This window comes from Aeromonas sp. ASNIH4, assembly GCF_002934425.1.
Lineage (GTDB): Bacteria > Pseudomonadota > Gammaproteobacteria > Enterobacterales > Aeromonadaceae > Aeromonas > Aeromonas hydrophila.
The window spans coordinates 785,869-799,221 of record NZ_CP026217.1 but is presented as its reverse complement, the minus strand read 5'-3'; the positions used below and the strand labels follow the sequence as shown (position 1 = coordinate 799,221).

Here is a 13,353-nt window from a genome sequence, read left to right as displayed (position 1 = left end):
CCCTTTCCTAGCTTGCGATTTCCAGCCCCTCGCGGGACATTCCCTTGAACTCCGGCATGAGGGAGATCAGCTTGCGGCTGTACTCATGCTCGGCATTGGTAAACAGTTTCTCGGTCTCCGCCACTTCTACCAGATGGCCGTGCTGCATCACCCCGATGCGATCGCACATCTGGCGGATGACCGGCAGATCGTGACTGATGAACAGCATGGTGAGGCCAAGCTCCTGCTGCAGATCCTTGAGCAGGTTGAGGATCTGGGCCTGCACCGAGACATCCAGCGCCGAGGTGGGCTCGTCGCAGATGAGGAAGCGTGGCCGGGTCGCCAGGGCACGGGCAATGGAAATGCGCTGACGCTGGCCGCCGGAGAATTCGTGGGGATACTTGACCCCGGCACCACGGCCGAGGCCGACGTGATCCAGCAGATCACCGACAATCCCCTCGATCTGGCTCTCGCTGCCGGCCAGCTTATGAAAGCGGATCGGCTCTGCGATGATGTCGCGCACCTTCATACGCGGGTTCATCGAGGAGTAAGGGTTCTGGAACACCATCTGCATCTGGCGACGCAGCGGGCGACGTTCATGCTCGCCCTTGAGCGCGGTCAGATCGATTCCCTCGAAGAAGATCTTGCCGGTATCGGGCGGATAGAGGCCGGTGATGGCGCGGGCGATGGTCGACTTGCCGGAGCCAGACTCCCCCACCAGACCGAAGGTTTCACCCTCGAAGATCTCGAAGCTGATGTTGTTGCAGGCCCGCACATACTGGCGGCGACTCGGGAACAGGGAATCCTTGGTGACGAACTTCAGATCCACGTTCTCCACCCGCAGCAGCGCCCCTTCATAGGCGCGCTCGTCCTGACTCTGGCCAAGCCAGTGGGTCTTGAGATCGATGCTGGTGTCCGCCGCACCGGCGTCCTCGATATAGGAGACCAGCGGGAAGCGCACCAGCTTCACATCCGAGCGGGGCACCGCCGAGATGAGGCTGCGGGTATAGGGGTGGTTGGGGCGGCCCAGCACCTGTTCGGTGGTACCGAACTCCACCAGATCGCCGCGATACATGACTGCCACCTTGTCGGTGACGTTGGACACCACGCCCATGTCGTGAGTCACCAGCATGCAGCCCACCTGCCGCTCTTTGCAAAGGTTGCGGATGAGCTGGAGGATCTGATCCTGAATGGAGACGTCCAACGCCGTGGTCGGCTCGTCGGCAATGATGAGCTCGGGGTCGCCGGAGAGGGCGATGGCAATCACCACCCGCTGGCGCATGCCGCCGGAGAACTGATGGGGATACTGCTTGATGCGCAGCTCAGGCTGCGGGATCCCCACCGCCGCCATCAGGGAAAGCGCCTTGGCAAACGCCGCCTCACGGGTGAGGTTGGTATTGGCCAGAATGGTTTCAACCAACTGCCGTTCGACGGTGAACAGCGGGTTGAGGGAGGTCATGGGGTCCTGGAAGATGAAGCCGATGCGCGACCCTCGAATGGCCCGCATCTCGTTCTGGCTCTTGCCGGATATGAGTTCGCCATTGAGATAGATGTCGCCACGGGCGATACGGCCAGGGGGGCTCAGCAGATCGATGACGGCGTTGCCTATGGTGGACTTGCCGGCACCGGATTCGCCTACCACACCGACTATCTCCCCCTTTTCCACGGAAAAAGAGAGATCCTTCACTGCGGCCAGCACCCCGTAGCGGGAGGGGTACTCGATCCGCAAGTTTTTCACTTCGAGCAAGGACATGTTTACCTCTGCGGGGGACATCCGTCCCAAATAATTCGTCCGTAAATCGGCCGCAGATGCCGGTCGTGCCTTGGGGTGATCTTGAGTGCTTGATATGACTGCAAAACGCTCAATCCATGAGACAACGAAACCAGCGATCCGGGCGGGTTTTTTGCATTTTTTTGGAATAACCCGCGAGTAACTTAGACGGTTTGGCGGCGAGTGTAAATGATCGGGTTATACAATTTCGCAATACTTTGCTCAGTTAGCAGTCAATTCATTAGTCATAAATCATGACTTCCATCACATATGCAGAATATATGACCGACAAAATGCCTAGATAGTTCTTTTACTTTCAACAATGGCGTAACAGGCGGGAATATTCACTATTGACACAATAGTCTTAAGCTTCGAATGAGTAGTGAATATTTATGTGAAATGATTTTTTAACGGCAGCATATGCCGATGAATGAAAACTAAACAGAGATATATAGGGGGATGCCAGCATGGCGCTCCCCCTTGCTGTCACCCTCAACCCAGCCAGTATGCCAGTAATTGCATACAAAACAGGGCGAACAGGCCGGCGATGAGATCGTCCAGCATGATGCCGAGGCCGCCATGAATGCGGCGGTCAAACCAGGAGATGGGCCAGGGCTTGAGGATGTCGAACAACCGGAACAGCACGAAGCCGGCCAGCACCCACTCCCAGCCGGCCGGGGCCGCTATCATGGTGACCCCAAAACCGATCACCTCGTCCCAGACAATGGCACCGTGATCCGGCATGCCGATGGCATCGGTGGCGCTCTGGCAGATGCGAATACCCGCCACGAAGCCCAGCACCAGCAGCCCGATGAACCAGGGCGTAGACAGACCGCTCACCAGCAGGTAAAGGGGGATGGCGGCGAGCGTCCCCATGGTACCCGGCGCCTTGGGCGAGAGGCCGGAGCCAAAGCCCACCGCCAGAAAGTGCAGCGGATGCTTCAGGTTCAGCCGCCTCAGCTCGGGCTTTATCGTGAACAGGCTCATGCGAAGTGGTCCCACCCTTTCAGTTCCAGCGCCACCGTTTGTTCGCCCCGCAGATAGTCGATCCCCGGCTCGCCGGCAACGATGCGGCCGATGCGGGTAAACTTGACGCCGCAGTTGGCCAGCGCCGTGTCCAGCGCACCGCGATGCTCCTCCGGCACGGTGAAGCAGAGCTCGTAGTCATCGCCACCGGCCAGTGCCAGCTGCCAGGCATCCTGTTCGCTCACCGCATCCTGCAGCACCGGCGAGAGCGGCAGCAGATCGAGATCGATCTGGGCTCGCACACCGGAGGCCTTGAGGATATGGCCGAGATCCGAGGCCAACCCATCGGAGAGATCCAGCGCGCTGCCCGCCAGCCCGCGCAGGGCCTGTCCGGCCAGAATGCGGGGATGGGGATGGTCGAGGCGCGGCAGCACGGCCGCCAGCTGGTTCTCGTTGAGGGTTCGCTTGGCCAGCAGATGGGAGAGCGCCAGGGCGGCATCGCCCAGGGTGCCGGTCACATAGACTCCGTCCCCGGCCTTGGCACCGCTGCGCAGCAGGGCACGGCCAGCCGGTACCGACCCCTTCACCGACACCGTGATGGAGAGCGGGCCGCGGGTCATGTCGCCGCCCACCAGCGCCACGTTGTAGTATTCGGCAAGCTCCAGGAACCCTTCCGCAAAGCCGGCCACCCAGGCCTCGTTGATGGTGGGCAGGGTCAGCGCCAGCGAGACCCAGCGCGGCTCGGCGCCCATGGCAGCCAGATCGGAGAGATTGACCGCCAGCGCCTTGTAGCCGAGATCCACCGGATCCATGTCGGGAAAGAAGTGGACGCCGCTCACCAGGGTATCCGTGCTCACCGCCAGCTGGGTGTCGGGGGGCAGGGTCAGCAGGGCACAATCATCTCCAGGGCCCATCACCACGTCCTTGCGGGCGTGGGGGACCTTGAAGTACTTATCAATCAGCTCGAATTCACCCATACAGTAAAAAGCCAGCAATAAGCTGGCTCCTCTCTTAGATGCTGTTGACGGACAGCAGGATCAACGCTTGTTCAGCGACTTGATCACCTTGTCCAGTACACCGTTGACAAACTTGTGGCTGTCATCGGCAGCAAAGGATTTGGCCAGCTCGATCGCTTCGTTGATGGCCACGCGCGGCGGCACATCATCACGACGGGTCAGCTCATAGGTCGCCAGACGCAGGATCGCCTTGTCCACCATGTCCACTTCTTCCAGCGGACGGGAGAGGAAAGGTGCGAAGACCTTATCCAGCTCGTTGCAGTGGAGGGCTACTCCGAACAGCAGATCGCGGAAGTAGTTCAGGTCCACACCCTTGGTGTCCTGATCGATCTTGAACTGCTCTTCGATGTCGCCCACGTTGGCCTTGGTCATCTGCCACTGGTAGATGGCCTGGGTGGCACAATGGCGGGCCTTGCGGCGCTCGGACGGTTTCAATGCATTTCTCCTCGTTACACGTCCAGCTGTTTCAGGACGTTGATCATTTCGAGCGCGCTCAATGCTGCCTCTGCACCCTTGTTACCCGCCTTGGTACCGGCACGCTCGATGGCTTGTTCAATGTTTTCAGTGGTCAGTACGCCGAAGGCAACCGGAATTTCATATTCCATCATTACCTGGGCCATGCCCTTGCTGTTCTCGTTTGCCACCAGATCGAAGTGATAGGTGCCGCCACGGATGACGGTGCCCAGCGCCACGATGGCGTCATATTGACCACTCTTGGCCAGCTTCTTGATGGCCAGGGGGATTTCGACTGCGCCCGGCACTCGCACCAGGGTCAGGTTGCTGTCCTGGACTTGACCTTGACGCTTCAGTACGTCTACCGCACCGTCCACCAGGCTTTCGTTGATGAAGCTGTTGAAACGGGCAACGACAATAGCAACGCGCGCCTCAGGAGCGGCGATATTTCCTTCGATAACCTTCATGGGAAATCCTGTCTCTGTGCAATCAAAAGGGGCCGGAGTCAAAAGTGCGCACATTCTAGCACAAAGGGGAATCGGACAAAAACATGCATCACACTTCTGGCAACGAGAGTGCAATTGACTTTTTGCTTAACTGATCCGACCTGATAATAATACGTCACCCTACTACGGGTTAAAATAATAACACCAAGGAGTTCAGTATGTTGGATTTCAAACGCAGCGGCGTCGCACTCGCCTGCCTGCTGCCGCTGGCTGCTCAAGCCGATGCTGGCAGCCCGCGCATCATCGGCGGCAGCGCCGTGACAGCCCCCAGCTGGATGGTGGCCGTCGGCGAAGTCGTCAACGGCAATTGGAGCAATTTCTGCGGCGGCACCCTCATCGACAAGCAGTGGGTACTCACCGCTGCGCACTGCGTCGCAGAGGCCCAGTCCGGCCCCATGGAAGTGGCCATCGGGGTGAGTGATCTCAGCCGCCCTCACCTTCGCAGCAAGGTCGACCAGGTGCTGATGCACCCGGAGTATTACGTCAACCTGCTGACCAATCTGGGTTATCGCGACACCCCGAACGCCTCGGACGTGGCCCTGCTGCACCTTGCCACGCCCGTTACCCAGGCACCGATCGCCATCGCCGACCCCGTCATCAAGGATACCTGGCAGCAGAACACGACCATGCTGCATGCCCTGGGGTACGGTGGCATCGACCCCAGCGCGACCAAAGCCAGCCCGCAGCTGCTGGCGGTGGATCTCGCCTATCGGGGAGACCGGGACTTCTGGTACGGTGACCCGACCACGACCCATATCTTCGCCGGCAAGCTGGCCGGTCAGGACACCTGCAAAGGCGACAGCGGTGGTCCGCTCACTTATGGTGGACAACTGGTCGGCGTGACCAGCTACGGGGCCTTCCCCTGCGCCACCGGCAGCGCCGGTGGCTATGTCTACGCCCCCGCCTTCAGTGACTGGATCGCCGAGCAGCAGCAAGGCGTCACCCTGACCACGGTCCGCGGCCTGATCCTGCCTTCAGGCACCAGTGGCTGGGCCGACTACCTGCTGGCCAACCGCAGCAACCAGGCGGTCACCCTGAGCGGCATCTACAGCGACGCCCCCGCCATGAGCAACGGCTGCGCCGCCCGTCTGGAAGCGGGTCAAACCTGCACCCTGCGGCTTCGCGCCGATGGCAACAATACTGTCGGTACCCTTCGCGTGCAGGGCGTTGAACTCACCGCCACCAATGAACAGGGGGCGAGCCAGCGTCTTGAAGGGGCCCTGATCAGTCTCACCAGCGAGCCCACCAAGACTCCGGATACCACCACGACGACCACTTCAAGCAGTGGCGGTGGTGGCGCCACCGGATTCGCAGCCCTGTTGCTGCTGCCGCTGGCCTGGTTGCGCCGGCGCCGCTGAGGCAAAACAACAAGGGATGACCGATGTCATCCCTTACTTCATATTCATTTCATCACATCAGACTTATTCGCCGACGTACTCCACCACTTCCAGGCCGAAACCGCCGAGGGCATGATACTTCTTCGGTGAGCTCAACAGGCGCATCTTGCCGACGCCCAGCGCCTTGAGGATCTGGGAACCGACGCCGACCCGGCGCGAGGTGCCCTGCCACTTGGCCCCTTCCGGTGCCAGCCCCTTGTCCGCCGCCTCGAACCCCTTGACCCGGGCCAGCAGCTCGGCGCCGTGAGCTTCCGCTCCCAGGATCACCAGCACCCCGCCTTCATCGGCGATGCGGGCCATGGATTTGGGCAGCGGCCAGCTGCGGGCGCTGTGGCGATCGGTCAACAGCAGATCGCTCAGCACGTCGTGCAGATGGACCCGCACCAGGGTCGGCTGCTCGGCCTTAACCTCACCCTTTTTCAGGGCGAAGTGAACCTGGTTGTCGATGGTATCGCGGAAGGTGATGAGGTCGAACTCGCCAAACTCGGTGGGCAGCTTGCACTCGGCCACCTTCTCTACCGTGGTCTCGTGCTGGTTGCGGTATTCGATGAGGTCGGCGATGGTGCCGAGCTTGATGCCGTGCTGCTCGGCGAACAGCTCCAGATCAGGGCGGCGCGCCATGGTGCCGTCTTCGTTGAGGATCTCGACGATGACGGAAGCCGGCTCGTAACCCGCCAGCCGGGCCAGATCGCAACCGGCCTCGGTGTGGCCGGCGCGGGTCAGCACGCCACCATCCTGCGCCATCAGCGGGAAGATGTGGCCGGGCTGCACCAGATCAGCCGCCTTGGCGTTCGGTGCGACAGCCGCCTGCACGGTGACGGCGCGGTCGGCGGCGGAGATGCCGGTGGTTACCCCTTCGGCCGCTTCGATGGTCACGGTGAAGGCGGTGGAGAACTGGGCATTGTTGCGATCGACCATCAGCGGCAGCGCCAGCTGCTTGCAGCGATCCCGGGTCAGGGTCAGACAGATGAGCCCCCGGCCGTAGCGGGCCATGAAGTTGATATCTTCCGGGCGGACACAGGAGGCGGCCATGATGAGGTCCCCTTCGTTCTCCCTGTCTTCGTCATCCATCAGGATCACCATCTTGCCAGCCTTGATATCGGCAATGATTTCCTGGGTCGTGCTTAGCGCCATGGGCTACTCCATCAACATGCTGCGGGGATTGAGCCAGTCGGCTCGGCTTGATACTGCCTATTGTGCTCTAGATGGGGCACAGGAGGCCCCATTTCAATCGGCGCGGGATCACAGAAAAGCGTTTTTCCCGCCGAGGGTCCATCACAGGAAGCCGGACTGGGCCAGCTTTTCCAGGGTCAAGGTGGAGGCGCTGCTCTCCTCGCGCTTGCCCGTCATCAGCCGTTCCAGATAGCGGGCAATCTGATCCACCTCGAGATTGACCCTGTAGCCAGGTTTCCACTGGGCGATGGTGGTCTCCTGGGCGGTGTGGGGCACTATGGTCAGCCGGAACAGATCCCCCTGCACGGCATTGACGGTGAGGCTGATGCCGTCCACCGCGATCGAGCCCTTCTCGGCGATGTAGCGGGAGAGCTCGCCCGGCGCCTTGATCCAGTACTCGATGGCGCGGCCGCTGGCGGACTTGCTCTTCACCTCGCCGATGCCGTCCACATGGCCGGACACCAGGTGGCCGCCAAGGCGAGAGGTGGGCATCAATGCCTTCTCGAGGTTGACCCGATCCCCCACCCTGGCGCTGGCGAAACCGGTGCGGGAGAGGGTTTCCAGCGACACGTCGGCGGTATAACTCTTGTCGCTGAGCGCGATCACGGTGAGGCAGACGCCGTTGGTGGCGATGGAGTCGCCCAGCTTGACGTCGCTGAAGTCCAGGGTCGGTGCGTGCACGGTGAGGGCCATGTCCTCACCCTGGCGGCGCAGCTCGGCCAGGGTTCCCACCGCTTCGATAATTCCGGTAAACATGCAGATCACCTTGCTGATGACGGGGGCGGTACCGCCCCCTTTAACATTGATAAATCAGGCCAGTTTGGCGGTAATGCGGATATCCGGCCCCACCATGCGCACATCCTTGATGTTGAGCTTGGGCGCCTGGAACAGCCGGGTCAGCCCCGGCAGGTGGAACAGGCCGCGCCCCTCATCCCCCATCAGTTTGGGCGCTTGATAGAGTACCAGCTCGTCCACCAGCCCCTTGTCCAGCAGGGCGCCGCACAGCCGCGGTCCCGCCTCCACCAGCACAGAGTTGACGTTCTGCTTGGCCAGCAGCATGAACAGGCTGACCAGATCCAACTTGCCATCCAGCAGCGGTACTTCCAGCTGCTGCACCCAGGCGGGCCACTCACCGGATGCCTTGTGGCGAGCCAGCAGTACCGGGCCCTCGCTCTGGAACAGCGGCAGATCAGGGGTGAGCCGGTTTTGCGAATCGACGATGACCCGCAGCGGCTGGCGCAGGGTCTCTTTGGGATAGACGGCCTTGACCGAGGCAGGCAGCTCGTCCCAGCGCACGGTGAGGGAGGCGTTATCCGCCAGCACCGTCTCGGCGCTGGAGAGCACCGCATCGTGGCGGGCCCGCAGTCGCTGCACGTCGCGACGCGCCTCCGGGGAGGTGATCCACTGGCTCTCGCCGCTCGCCATGGCGGTACGACCATCCAGGCTGGCGCCGAGCTTGACCGTTACCTGTGGAAACGCGGTCCGCATCCGCTTGAAAAAGCCCGGGTTGAGCGCCTCGGCTTCGCTTGCCAGCAGGCCGAAATCGGTCTTGATGCCAGCCTCGGAGAGCATGCGCAGGCCGCGTCCACCCACCTGAGGGTTAGGATCCACCATGGCGGCGACCACACGGGTCACCCCGGCTTTGATCAGCGCCTCGGCGCAGGGCGGGGTGCGCCCGTGATGGGAGCAGGGCTCCAGGGTCACGTAGGCGGTGGCGCCACGGGCGTTGTCACCGGCGGCATGCAGGGCGTACACCTCGGCATGGGGCTCGCCGGCCCGCTGGTGCCAGCCCTCTCCTACCACCACGCCGGCCTTCACCAGCACGGCGCCGACGCAAGGGTTGGGGGCCGTGGTGTAACGGCCGCGGCGGGCCAGTTCGAGGGCCCGGCTCATCCATTGGTAATCATCTTGACTAAACATCTGGGCTCCTCTGACAGCACATCCAGGCTTACGCAATATCGTAGGTTCGATTAGCGCAGCGTAATCGAACGCGGCAACCTGGTTTGGAAGAAAGACTTACTTCTCCAGCTTGGCGATCTCTTCGCCGAACTCACGAATGTCTTCAAAGCTGCGATAGACGGAGGCAAAGCGGATATAGGCCACCTTGTCCAGGCTCTTGAGCTCGTCCATCACCAGATTGCCCACCAGCTGGGAGGCGACTTCGCGCTCGCCGGTGGCGCGCAGGCGGGACTTGATGTGGTTGACCGCCTTTTCGATGGCCTCCATGCTCACCGGCCGCTTCTCCAGCGCCCGCAAGATGCCGGCGCGCAGCTTGTCTTCGTTGAACGGCTCGCGCGAGCCATTGGATTTGATGACGCGGGGCATCACCAGCTCGGCCATCTCGAAGGTAGTGAAGCGCTCGTGGCAGAGCAGACATTCGCGACGGCGGCGCACCTGATGGCCTTCGGCCACCAGACGGGAATCGATCACCTTGGTATCTACCGCACTACAGAAAGGGCAATGCATCGGACCTCCGGCGTTGACGGAAAAGGGCGCCGGCCCCGGGGGCAGGCTCTAGGCCGGCCAGTGTAGCACGGCCATCCGGAACCGGTAAAAGCCCGTGGAAACAAGGGATGTGACAGATGCCATCAGCAACCACGGAGTGCATCAATGGCAACATCAGACAACCAGAGCACAGTATTGGCGTCGCTCTCGATCAACTCGACAATGGCTTCTCTCGGACCTGTCCGCCATGCTTCAGTGGCATAGAATGCCGCCTGTGAACGGTTCAATTCCTCAAGGTCATCGTAAGCCCGCATCAAAAAATAAACGTCCGGATCATGTAGGGAGGGTCCGTGGTTCACCACATCCATCCCCCACTCACGATGTAGAGGCAAACTCTGCTCTGCCACCAACTTATGAAAAATCGCTCCACTCCCGGCTTTGAGCCGATAGTTCCGAATCTCTAGCACTCTCTTCACTGAACTATCTCCTGCAATCCATCTCTTGAAAATAGTGTTTCCGATGTTCACCCTGACTATCCAGTCAACCGAGCTCAGTCGTCATAAGGCAGGGCATCGGGGTCGCAGCCCTGATAATCGGGTTCGGGATCCACGGCAAAGCGGCGGGCCTCGATATTGCTGTGGCCCAGCAGCAACGCCTTGCCTACCCGGTGCATGCCATCCATGACCCGGCCGGCGCTGTCCAGCAGGATGGGATAGGCGAGATCGGCCGCCATCATCAACTGGCAGTGCTCCACCACGCTGCGCACCGTGGGGCGGGCGGCGTCATGGCCGTACCAGTGCACCTGATCGAGCTCGGCAATCTCGCCGAGCGCCACCGCCTGCACCGGCAGATCGCGGCTCAGTCGCACCAGCCGGCGCACATCCCAGGCCAGCAGCCCCTGTTCGCTGGCGCGAAAGTGGTACTGGGCGCGGATCGCCTGCCTGAGCGCAGCCTCCAGTGCCAGCTCTTGCTGTTCGCTGGCCATGGTCAGATTGCCTTGCCCGCTATGCTCTTCACCGTTCAGCGTCATCAGGCCCTCCTGTGTTGTCAAACGCTACAAAAAACAATGCCACCCGTGGGTGGCATTGGTCTCAAACCGGGTGAGGGCCGTTATCAGGCATACACCGGGAAACGACGGCAGATGTCCAGCACCTGTTCACGTACGGTGGCCAGCACGGCATCGTTGTCGTGGTTGTCCAGCACGTCACAGATCCAGTTGGTCAGCTGGATGGACTCGGCTTCCTTGAAACCACGGCGGGTAATGGCCGGGGTACCGATCCGCACGCCGGAGGTGACGAACGGGGAGCGCGGGTCGTTGGGCACGGAGTTCTTGTTGACGGTGATGTTGGCTTTGCCAAGGGCCGCATCGGCCTCTTTGCCGGTCAGCTCACGGCCGATCAGGTCAACCAGCATCAGGTGGTTGTCGGTACCGCCGGAGACGATCTTGTAGCCGCGCTCGATGAAGGTCGCAGCCATCGCCTTGGCGTTTTTCACGACCTGAGCCTGATAGGTCTTGAACTCCGGCTCCAGTGCCTCTTTGAAGGCCACCGCTTTACCGGCGATGACGTGCATCAGCGGGCCACCCTGACCACCCGGGAAGACGGCAGAGTTGAGCTTCTTGTAGAGCTCCTCGTCGTCGGCGGCGGAGAGGATCAGACCACCGCGCGGACCAGCCAGGGTCTTGTGGGTGGTGGAGGTGACCACGTGAGCGTGGGGCACCGGGTTCGGGTAGACACCAGCGGCGATGAGGCCGGCCACGTGGGCCATGTCGACAAACAGCCAAGCACCGACCTTGTCGGCGATTTCGCGCATGCGGGCCCAGTCGACGATACCGGAGTAGGCGGAGAAGCCACCGATCATCATCTTCGGCTTGTGCTCGACCGCCTGACGTTCCATGTCGTCGTAGTCGATCTTGCCGGACTCGTCGATGCCGTAGGGGATGATGTTGTACAGCTTGCCGGAGAAGTTGACCGGGGAGCCGTGGGTCAGGTGACCGCCGTGGGCCAGGTTCATGCCAAGCACGGTGTCGCCCGGCTGCAGCAGGGCCATGTAGACGGCGCTGTTGGCCTGGGAGCCGGAGTGCGGCTGCACGTTGGCGTAGGTGGCACCGAACAGCTCTTTGGCGCGCTCGATAGCCAGGGTTTCAACCACATCCACATACTCGCAACCACCGTAGTAACGCTTGGAGGGGTAACCTTCGGCGTACTTGTTGGTCAGCTGGGAGCCCTGGGCTTCCATGACACGGGGGCTGGTGTAGTTCTCGGACGCAATCAGCTCGATATGCTCTTCCTGACGACGGGTCTCGTCTGTGATGGCCTGCCACAGCTCTGGATCATAGCCGGCAATGGTCATGTCACGTTTCAACATCCGTTTATCTCCTGAAAATCGTTTGCGCGATAGGTGAAGTGGGCAGGCGCATTGTAACGTGAGCTGGATCAAAGAGACAGTCCAACCACCCAAAAATTTGTTTAAAAAATGTAAAATGTGTCGCGAAATTCACAATGACCATGCTCCCCAATCGGCTGGACCGTCATCACCCGACACCCACGCCAGCCGTGCGATCCCCTGTCACCACTCGAGCAACATGACCGGGCCCGGACTGGCCTAACTGCCAAAACCAGAGCCAGATCATGGATATAGCATTTACTAACAGATAACATCTTTAGCTGGCACAGCGGTTGCCCGGCATGCGCAGCAACGACGCGACCGGCAACGGAAGGGCCCTCTCATCGCATCCGGTCAACTGCTGCTCACGTCACCCCCTTGCCTCTTTGCACCGCAGACCTCACGGGAGTAAGCCATGCTGGATAACCTGATGCTGTTTCTGATTATTTCGGTATTCGCGCTGTTCTATTGGATCTACTATACCGACACTCGCAAGAGTCCCTTTGTCACGCAGTGGGATCAACTGCCCACCCGCGAGCAGTATCTGGCAGCGCACCCGGAAGCCATCGATGGCGACATCATCTTCTGCATTCATTGCGGCCACCATCAGCAACTGGATGTGGGCCTGGTGCACCAGACCGATTTCCGGCGCCAGCATATCTGCACCCGCTGCAAGAAGACGCTCTATCGCGAGGAGCTCTGACCCATCAGCCAAGGATCCGCAAGATGACATCATTGACCGCCAGCTGCCTGTGCGGCGCCGTCGCCCTGAGCCTGCCCGACCGCTTCGACTATCTGGGCAACTGCCACTGTTCCGAGTGCCGCAAATTTTCCGGCGCCGATTACGCTCCGGTGGGCGGCCTGGATGGCGCGCTCGTCACCATCTCTCGAGGAGAGGAGGCCATCAGCCGCTTCCAGAAATCCCCCGAGACCACCCTCGCCTTCTGCCGCCACTGCGGCTCCAGCCTGTTCAGCGAGAAGCGCAGCAGCGGCAAGCTGAACCTGCGCCTCGGCATTCTCGACACGGCGCCGAGCCAGCGACCCGGCTTTCACATTTTCGTCGGCTCCAAGGCCCCCTGGCACGAGATCACCGATGAGCTGCCGCAGTTCGAGACTCGCCCCACCGCCTGACACCGTCGCCGACATGCCCTGAAAAGGCCGCCTCTGGCGGCGTTTTTCCCGACTTGTTCGGCGGATTGTCACCTATGGGTTAACTTTTCTGCCAAAGCCGTTAGAATCGGGCTCAGTCTGCTTCCCGCTTG

Annotated in this window: 15 protein-coding genes; 3 read left to right on the top strand and 12 right to left on the bottom strand. The window is 61.2% G+C overall.

Translation table 11 applies throughout. The annotated features are described in order from the left end of the window. Positions 1-7: 7 nt before the first annotated feature. The 5 genes from C2U40_RS03775 to ribH form a co-directional block, all read right to left on the bottom strand. Positions 8-1,732, bottom strand: a complete 1,725-nt coding sequence (locus C2U40_RS03775; protein ID WP_103828437.1) for a dipeptide ABC transporter ATP-binding protein — start codon at positions 1,730-1,732, stop codon at positions 8-10. Between the two features lie 510 nt (positions 1,733-2,242). Continuing rightward, positions 2,243-2,737: a phosphatidylglycerophosphatase A family protein gene (locus C2U40_RS03770; RefSeq protein ID WP_103828436.1), complete on the bottom strand. Its 495-nt coding sequence runs from the start codon at positions 2,735-2,737 to the stop codon at positions 2,243-2,245. Continuing rightward, positions 2,734-3,693 (bottom strand): thiamine-phosphate kinase, encoded by a 960-nt coding sequence (thiL, locus tag C2U40_RS03765; RefSeq protein WP_029299287.1) that lies wholly within the window; start codon positions 3,691-3,693, stop codon positions 2,734-2,736. The genes C2U40_RS03770 and thiL overlap by 4 nt, the downstream gene beginning before the upstream one ends. A gap of 60 nt (positions 3,694-3,753) precedes the next feature. Continuing rightward, positions 3,754-4,167 (bottom strand): transcription antitermination factor NusB, encoded by a 414-nt coding sequence (gene nusB, locus C2U40_RS03760; RefSeq protein WP_011707095.1) that lies wholly within the window; start codon positions 4,165-4,167, stop codon positions 3,754-3,756. Between the two features lie 14 nt (positions 4,168-4,181). Next, positions 4,182-4,652, bottom strand: a complete 471-nt coding sequence (gene ribH, locus C2U40_RS03755; RefSeq protein ID WP_016351731.1) for a 6,7-dimethyl-8-ribityllumazine synthase — start codon at positions 4,650-4,652, stop codon at positions 4,182-4,184. 197 nt (positions 4,653-4,849) lie between these two features. Here ribH and C2U40_RS03750 point away from each other — a divergent pair, with 197 nt between their 5' ends. Further along, complete coding sequence (locus C2U40_RS03750; protein WP_103828434.1) at positions 4,850-6,049, top strand: S1 family peptidase; 1,200 nt, start codon at positions 4,850-4,852, stop codon at positions 6,047-6,049. A 63-nt stretch (positions 6,050-6,112) separates the two neighbouring features. Here the strand turns inward: C2U40_RS03750 and ribBA are convergent, their stop codons facing one another. From ribBA to glyA, 7 genes are all read right to left on the bottom strand, one after another. Then, positions 6,113-7,222, bottom strand: coding sequence for a bifunctional 3,4-dihydroxy-2-butanone-4-phosphate synthase/GTP cyclohydrolase II (gene ribBA / locus C2U40_RS03745; RefSeq protein WP_017409298.1), 1,110 nt, complete (start codon positions 7,220-7,222; stop codon positions 6,113-6,115). 141 nt (positions 7,223-7,363) lie between these two features. Next, complete coding sequence (locus C2U40_RS03740; protein ID WP_103828433.1) at positions 7,364-8,017, bottom strand: riboflavin synthase; 654 nt, start codon at positions 8,015-8,017, stop codon at positions 7,364-7,366. A gap of 54 nt (positions 8,018-8,071) precedes the next feature. After that, on the bottom strand, positions 8,072-9,181 hold the full coding sequence (ribD, locus tag C2U40_RS03735; RefSeq protein ID WP_016351736.1) for a bifunctional diaminohydroxyphosphoribosylaminopyrimidine deaminase/5-amino-6-(5-phosphoribosylamino)uracil reductase RibD: 1,110 nt from the start codon (positions 9,179-9,181) through the stop codon (positions 8,072-8,074). A gap of 96 nt (positions 9,182-9,277) precedes the next feature. Next, positions 9,278-9,727, bottom strand: a complete 450-nt coding sequence (nrdR, locus tag C2U40_RS03730) for a transcriptional regulator NrdR (RefSeq protein WP_010675395.1) — start codon at positions 9,725-9,727, stop codon at positions 9,278-9,280. A 122-nt stretch (positions 9,728-9,849) separates the two neighbouring features. Further along, positions 9,850-10,182, bottom strand: coding sequence for an NIPSNAP family protein (locus tag C2U40_RS03725; RefSeq protein ID WP_103828432.1), 333 nt, complete (start codon positions 10,180-10,182; stop codon positions 9,850-9,852). A 74-nt stretch (positions 10,183-10,256) separates the two neighbouring features. Beyond that, positions 10,257-10,691 carry a hypothetical protein gene (locus tag C2U40_RS03720; RefSeq protein WP_233768838.1) on the bottom strand — a complete coding sequence of 145 codons (435 nt, stop codon included), beginning with the start codon at positions 10,689-10,691 and terminating at the stop codon, positions 10,257-10,259. Positions 10,692-10,819: 128 nt separating this feature from the next. Beyond that, complete coding sequence (gene glyA / locus C2U40_RS03715; RefSeq protein WP_011707102.1) at positions 10,820-12,073, bottom strand: serine hydroxymethyltransferase; 1,254 nt, start codon at positions 12,071-12,073, stop codon at positions 10,820-10,822. A gap of 433 nt (positions 12,074-12,506) precedes the next feature. On the opposite strand from glyA, the gene C2U40_RS26445 reads away from it, so the two are divergent. Together C2U40_RS26445 and C2U40_RS26440 are read left to right on the top strand one after the other, a co-directional pair. After that, positions 12,507-12,794 (top strand): hypothetical protein, encoded by a 288-nt coding sequence (locus C2U40_RS26445; RefSeq protein WP_181014882.1) that lies wholly within the window; start codon positions 12,507-12,509, stop codon positions 12,792-12,794. A 23-nt stretch (positions 12,795-12,817) separates the two neighbouring features. Further along, positions 12,818-13,222 carry a GFA family protein gene (locus tag C2U40_RS26440; RefSeq protein WP_181014881.1) on the top strand — a complete coding sequence of 135 codons (405 nt, stop codon included), beginning with the start codon at positions 12,818-12,820 and terminating at the stop codon, positions 13,220-13,222. The last annotated feature ends 131 nt before the right edge of the window (positions 13,223-13,353 follow it).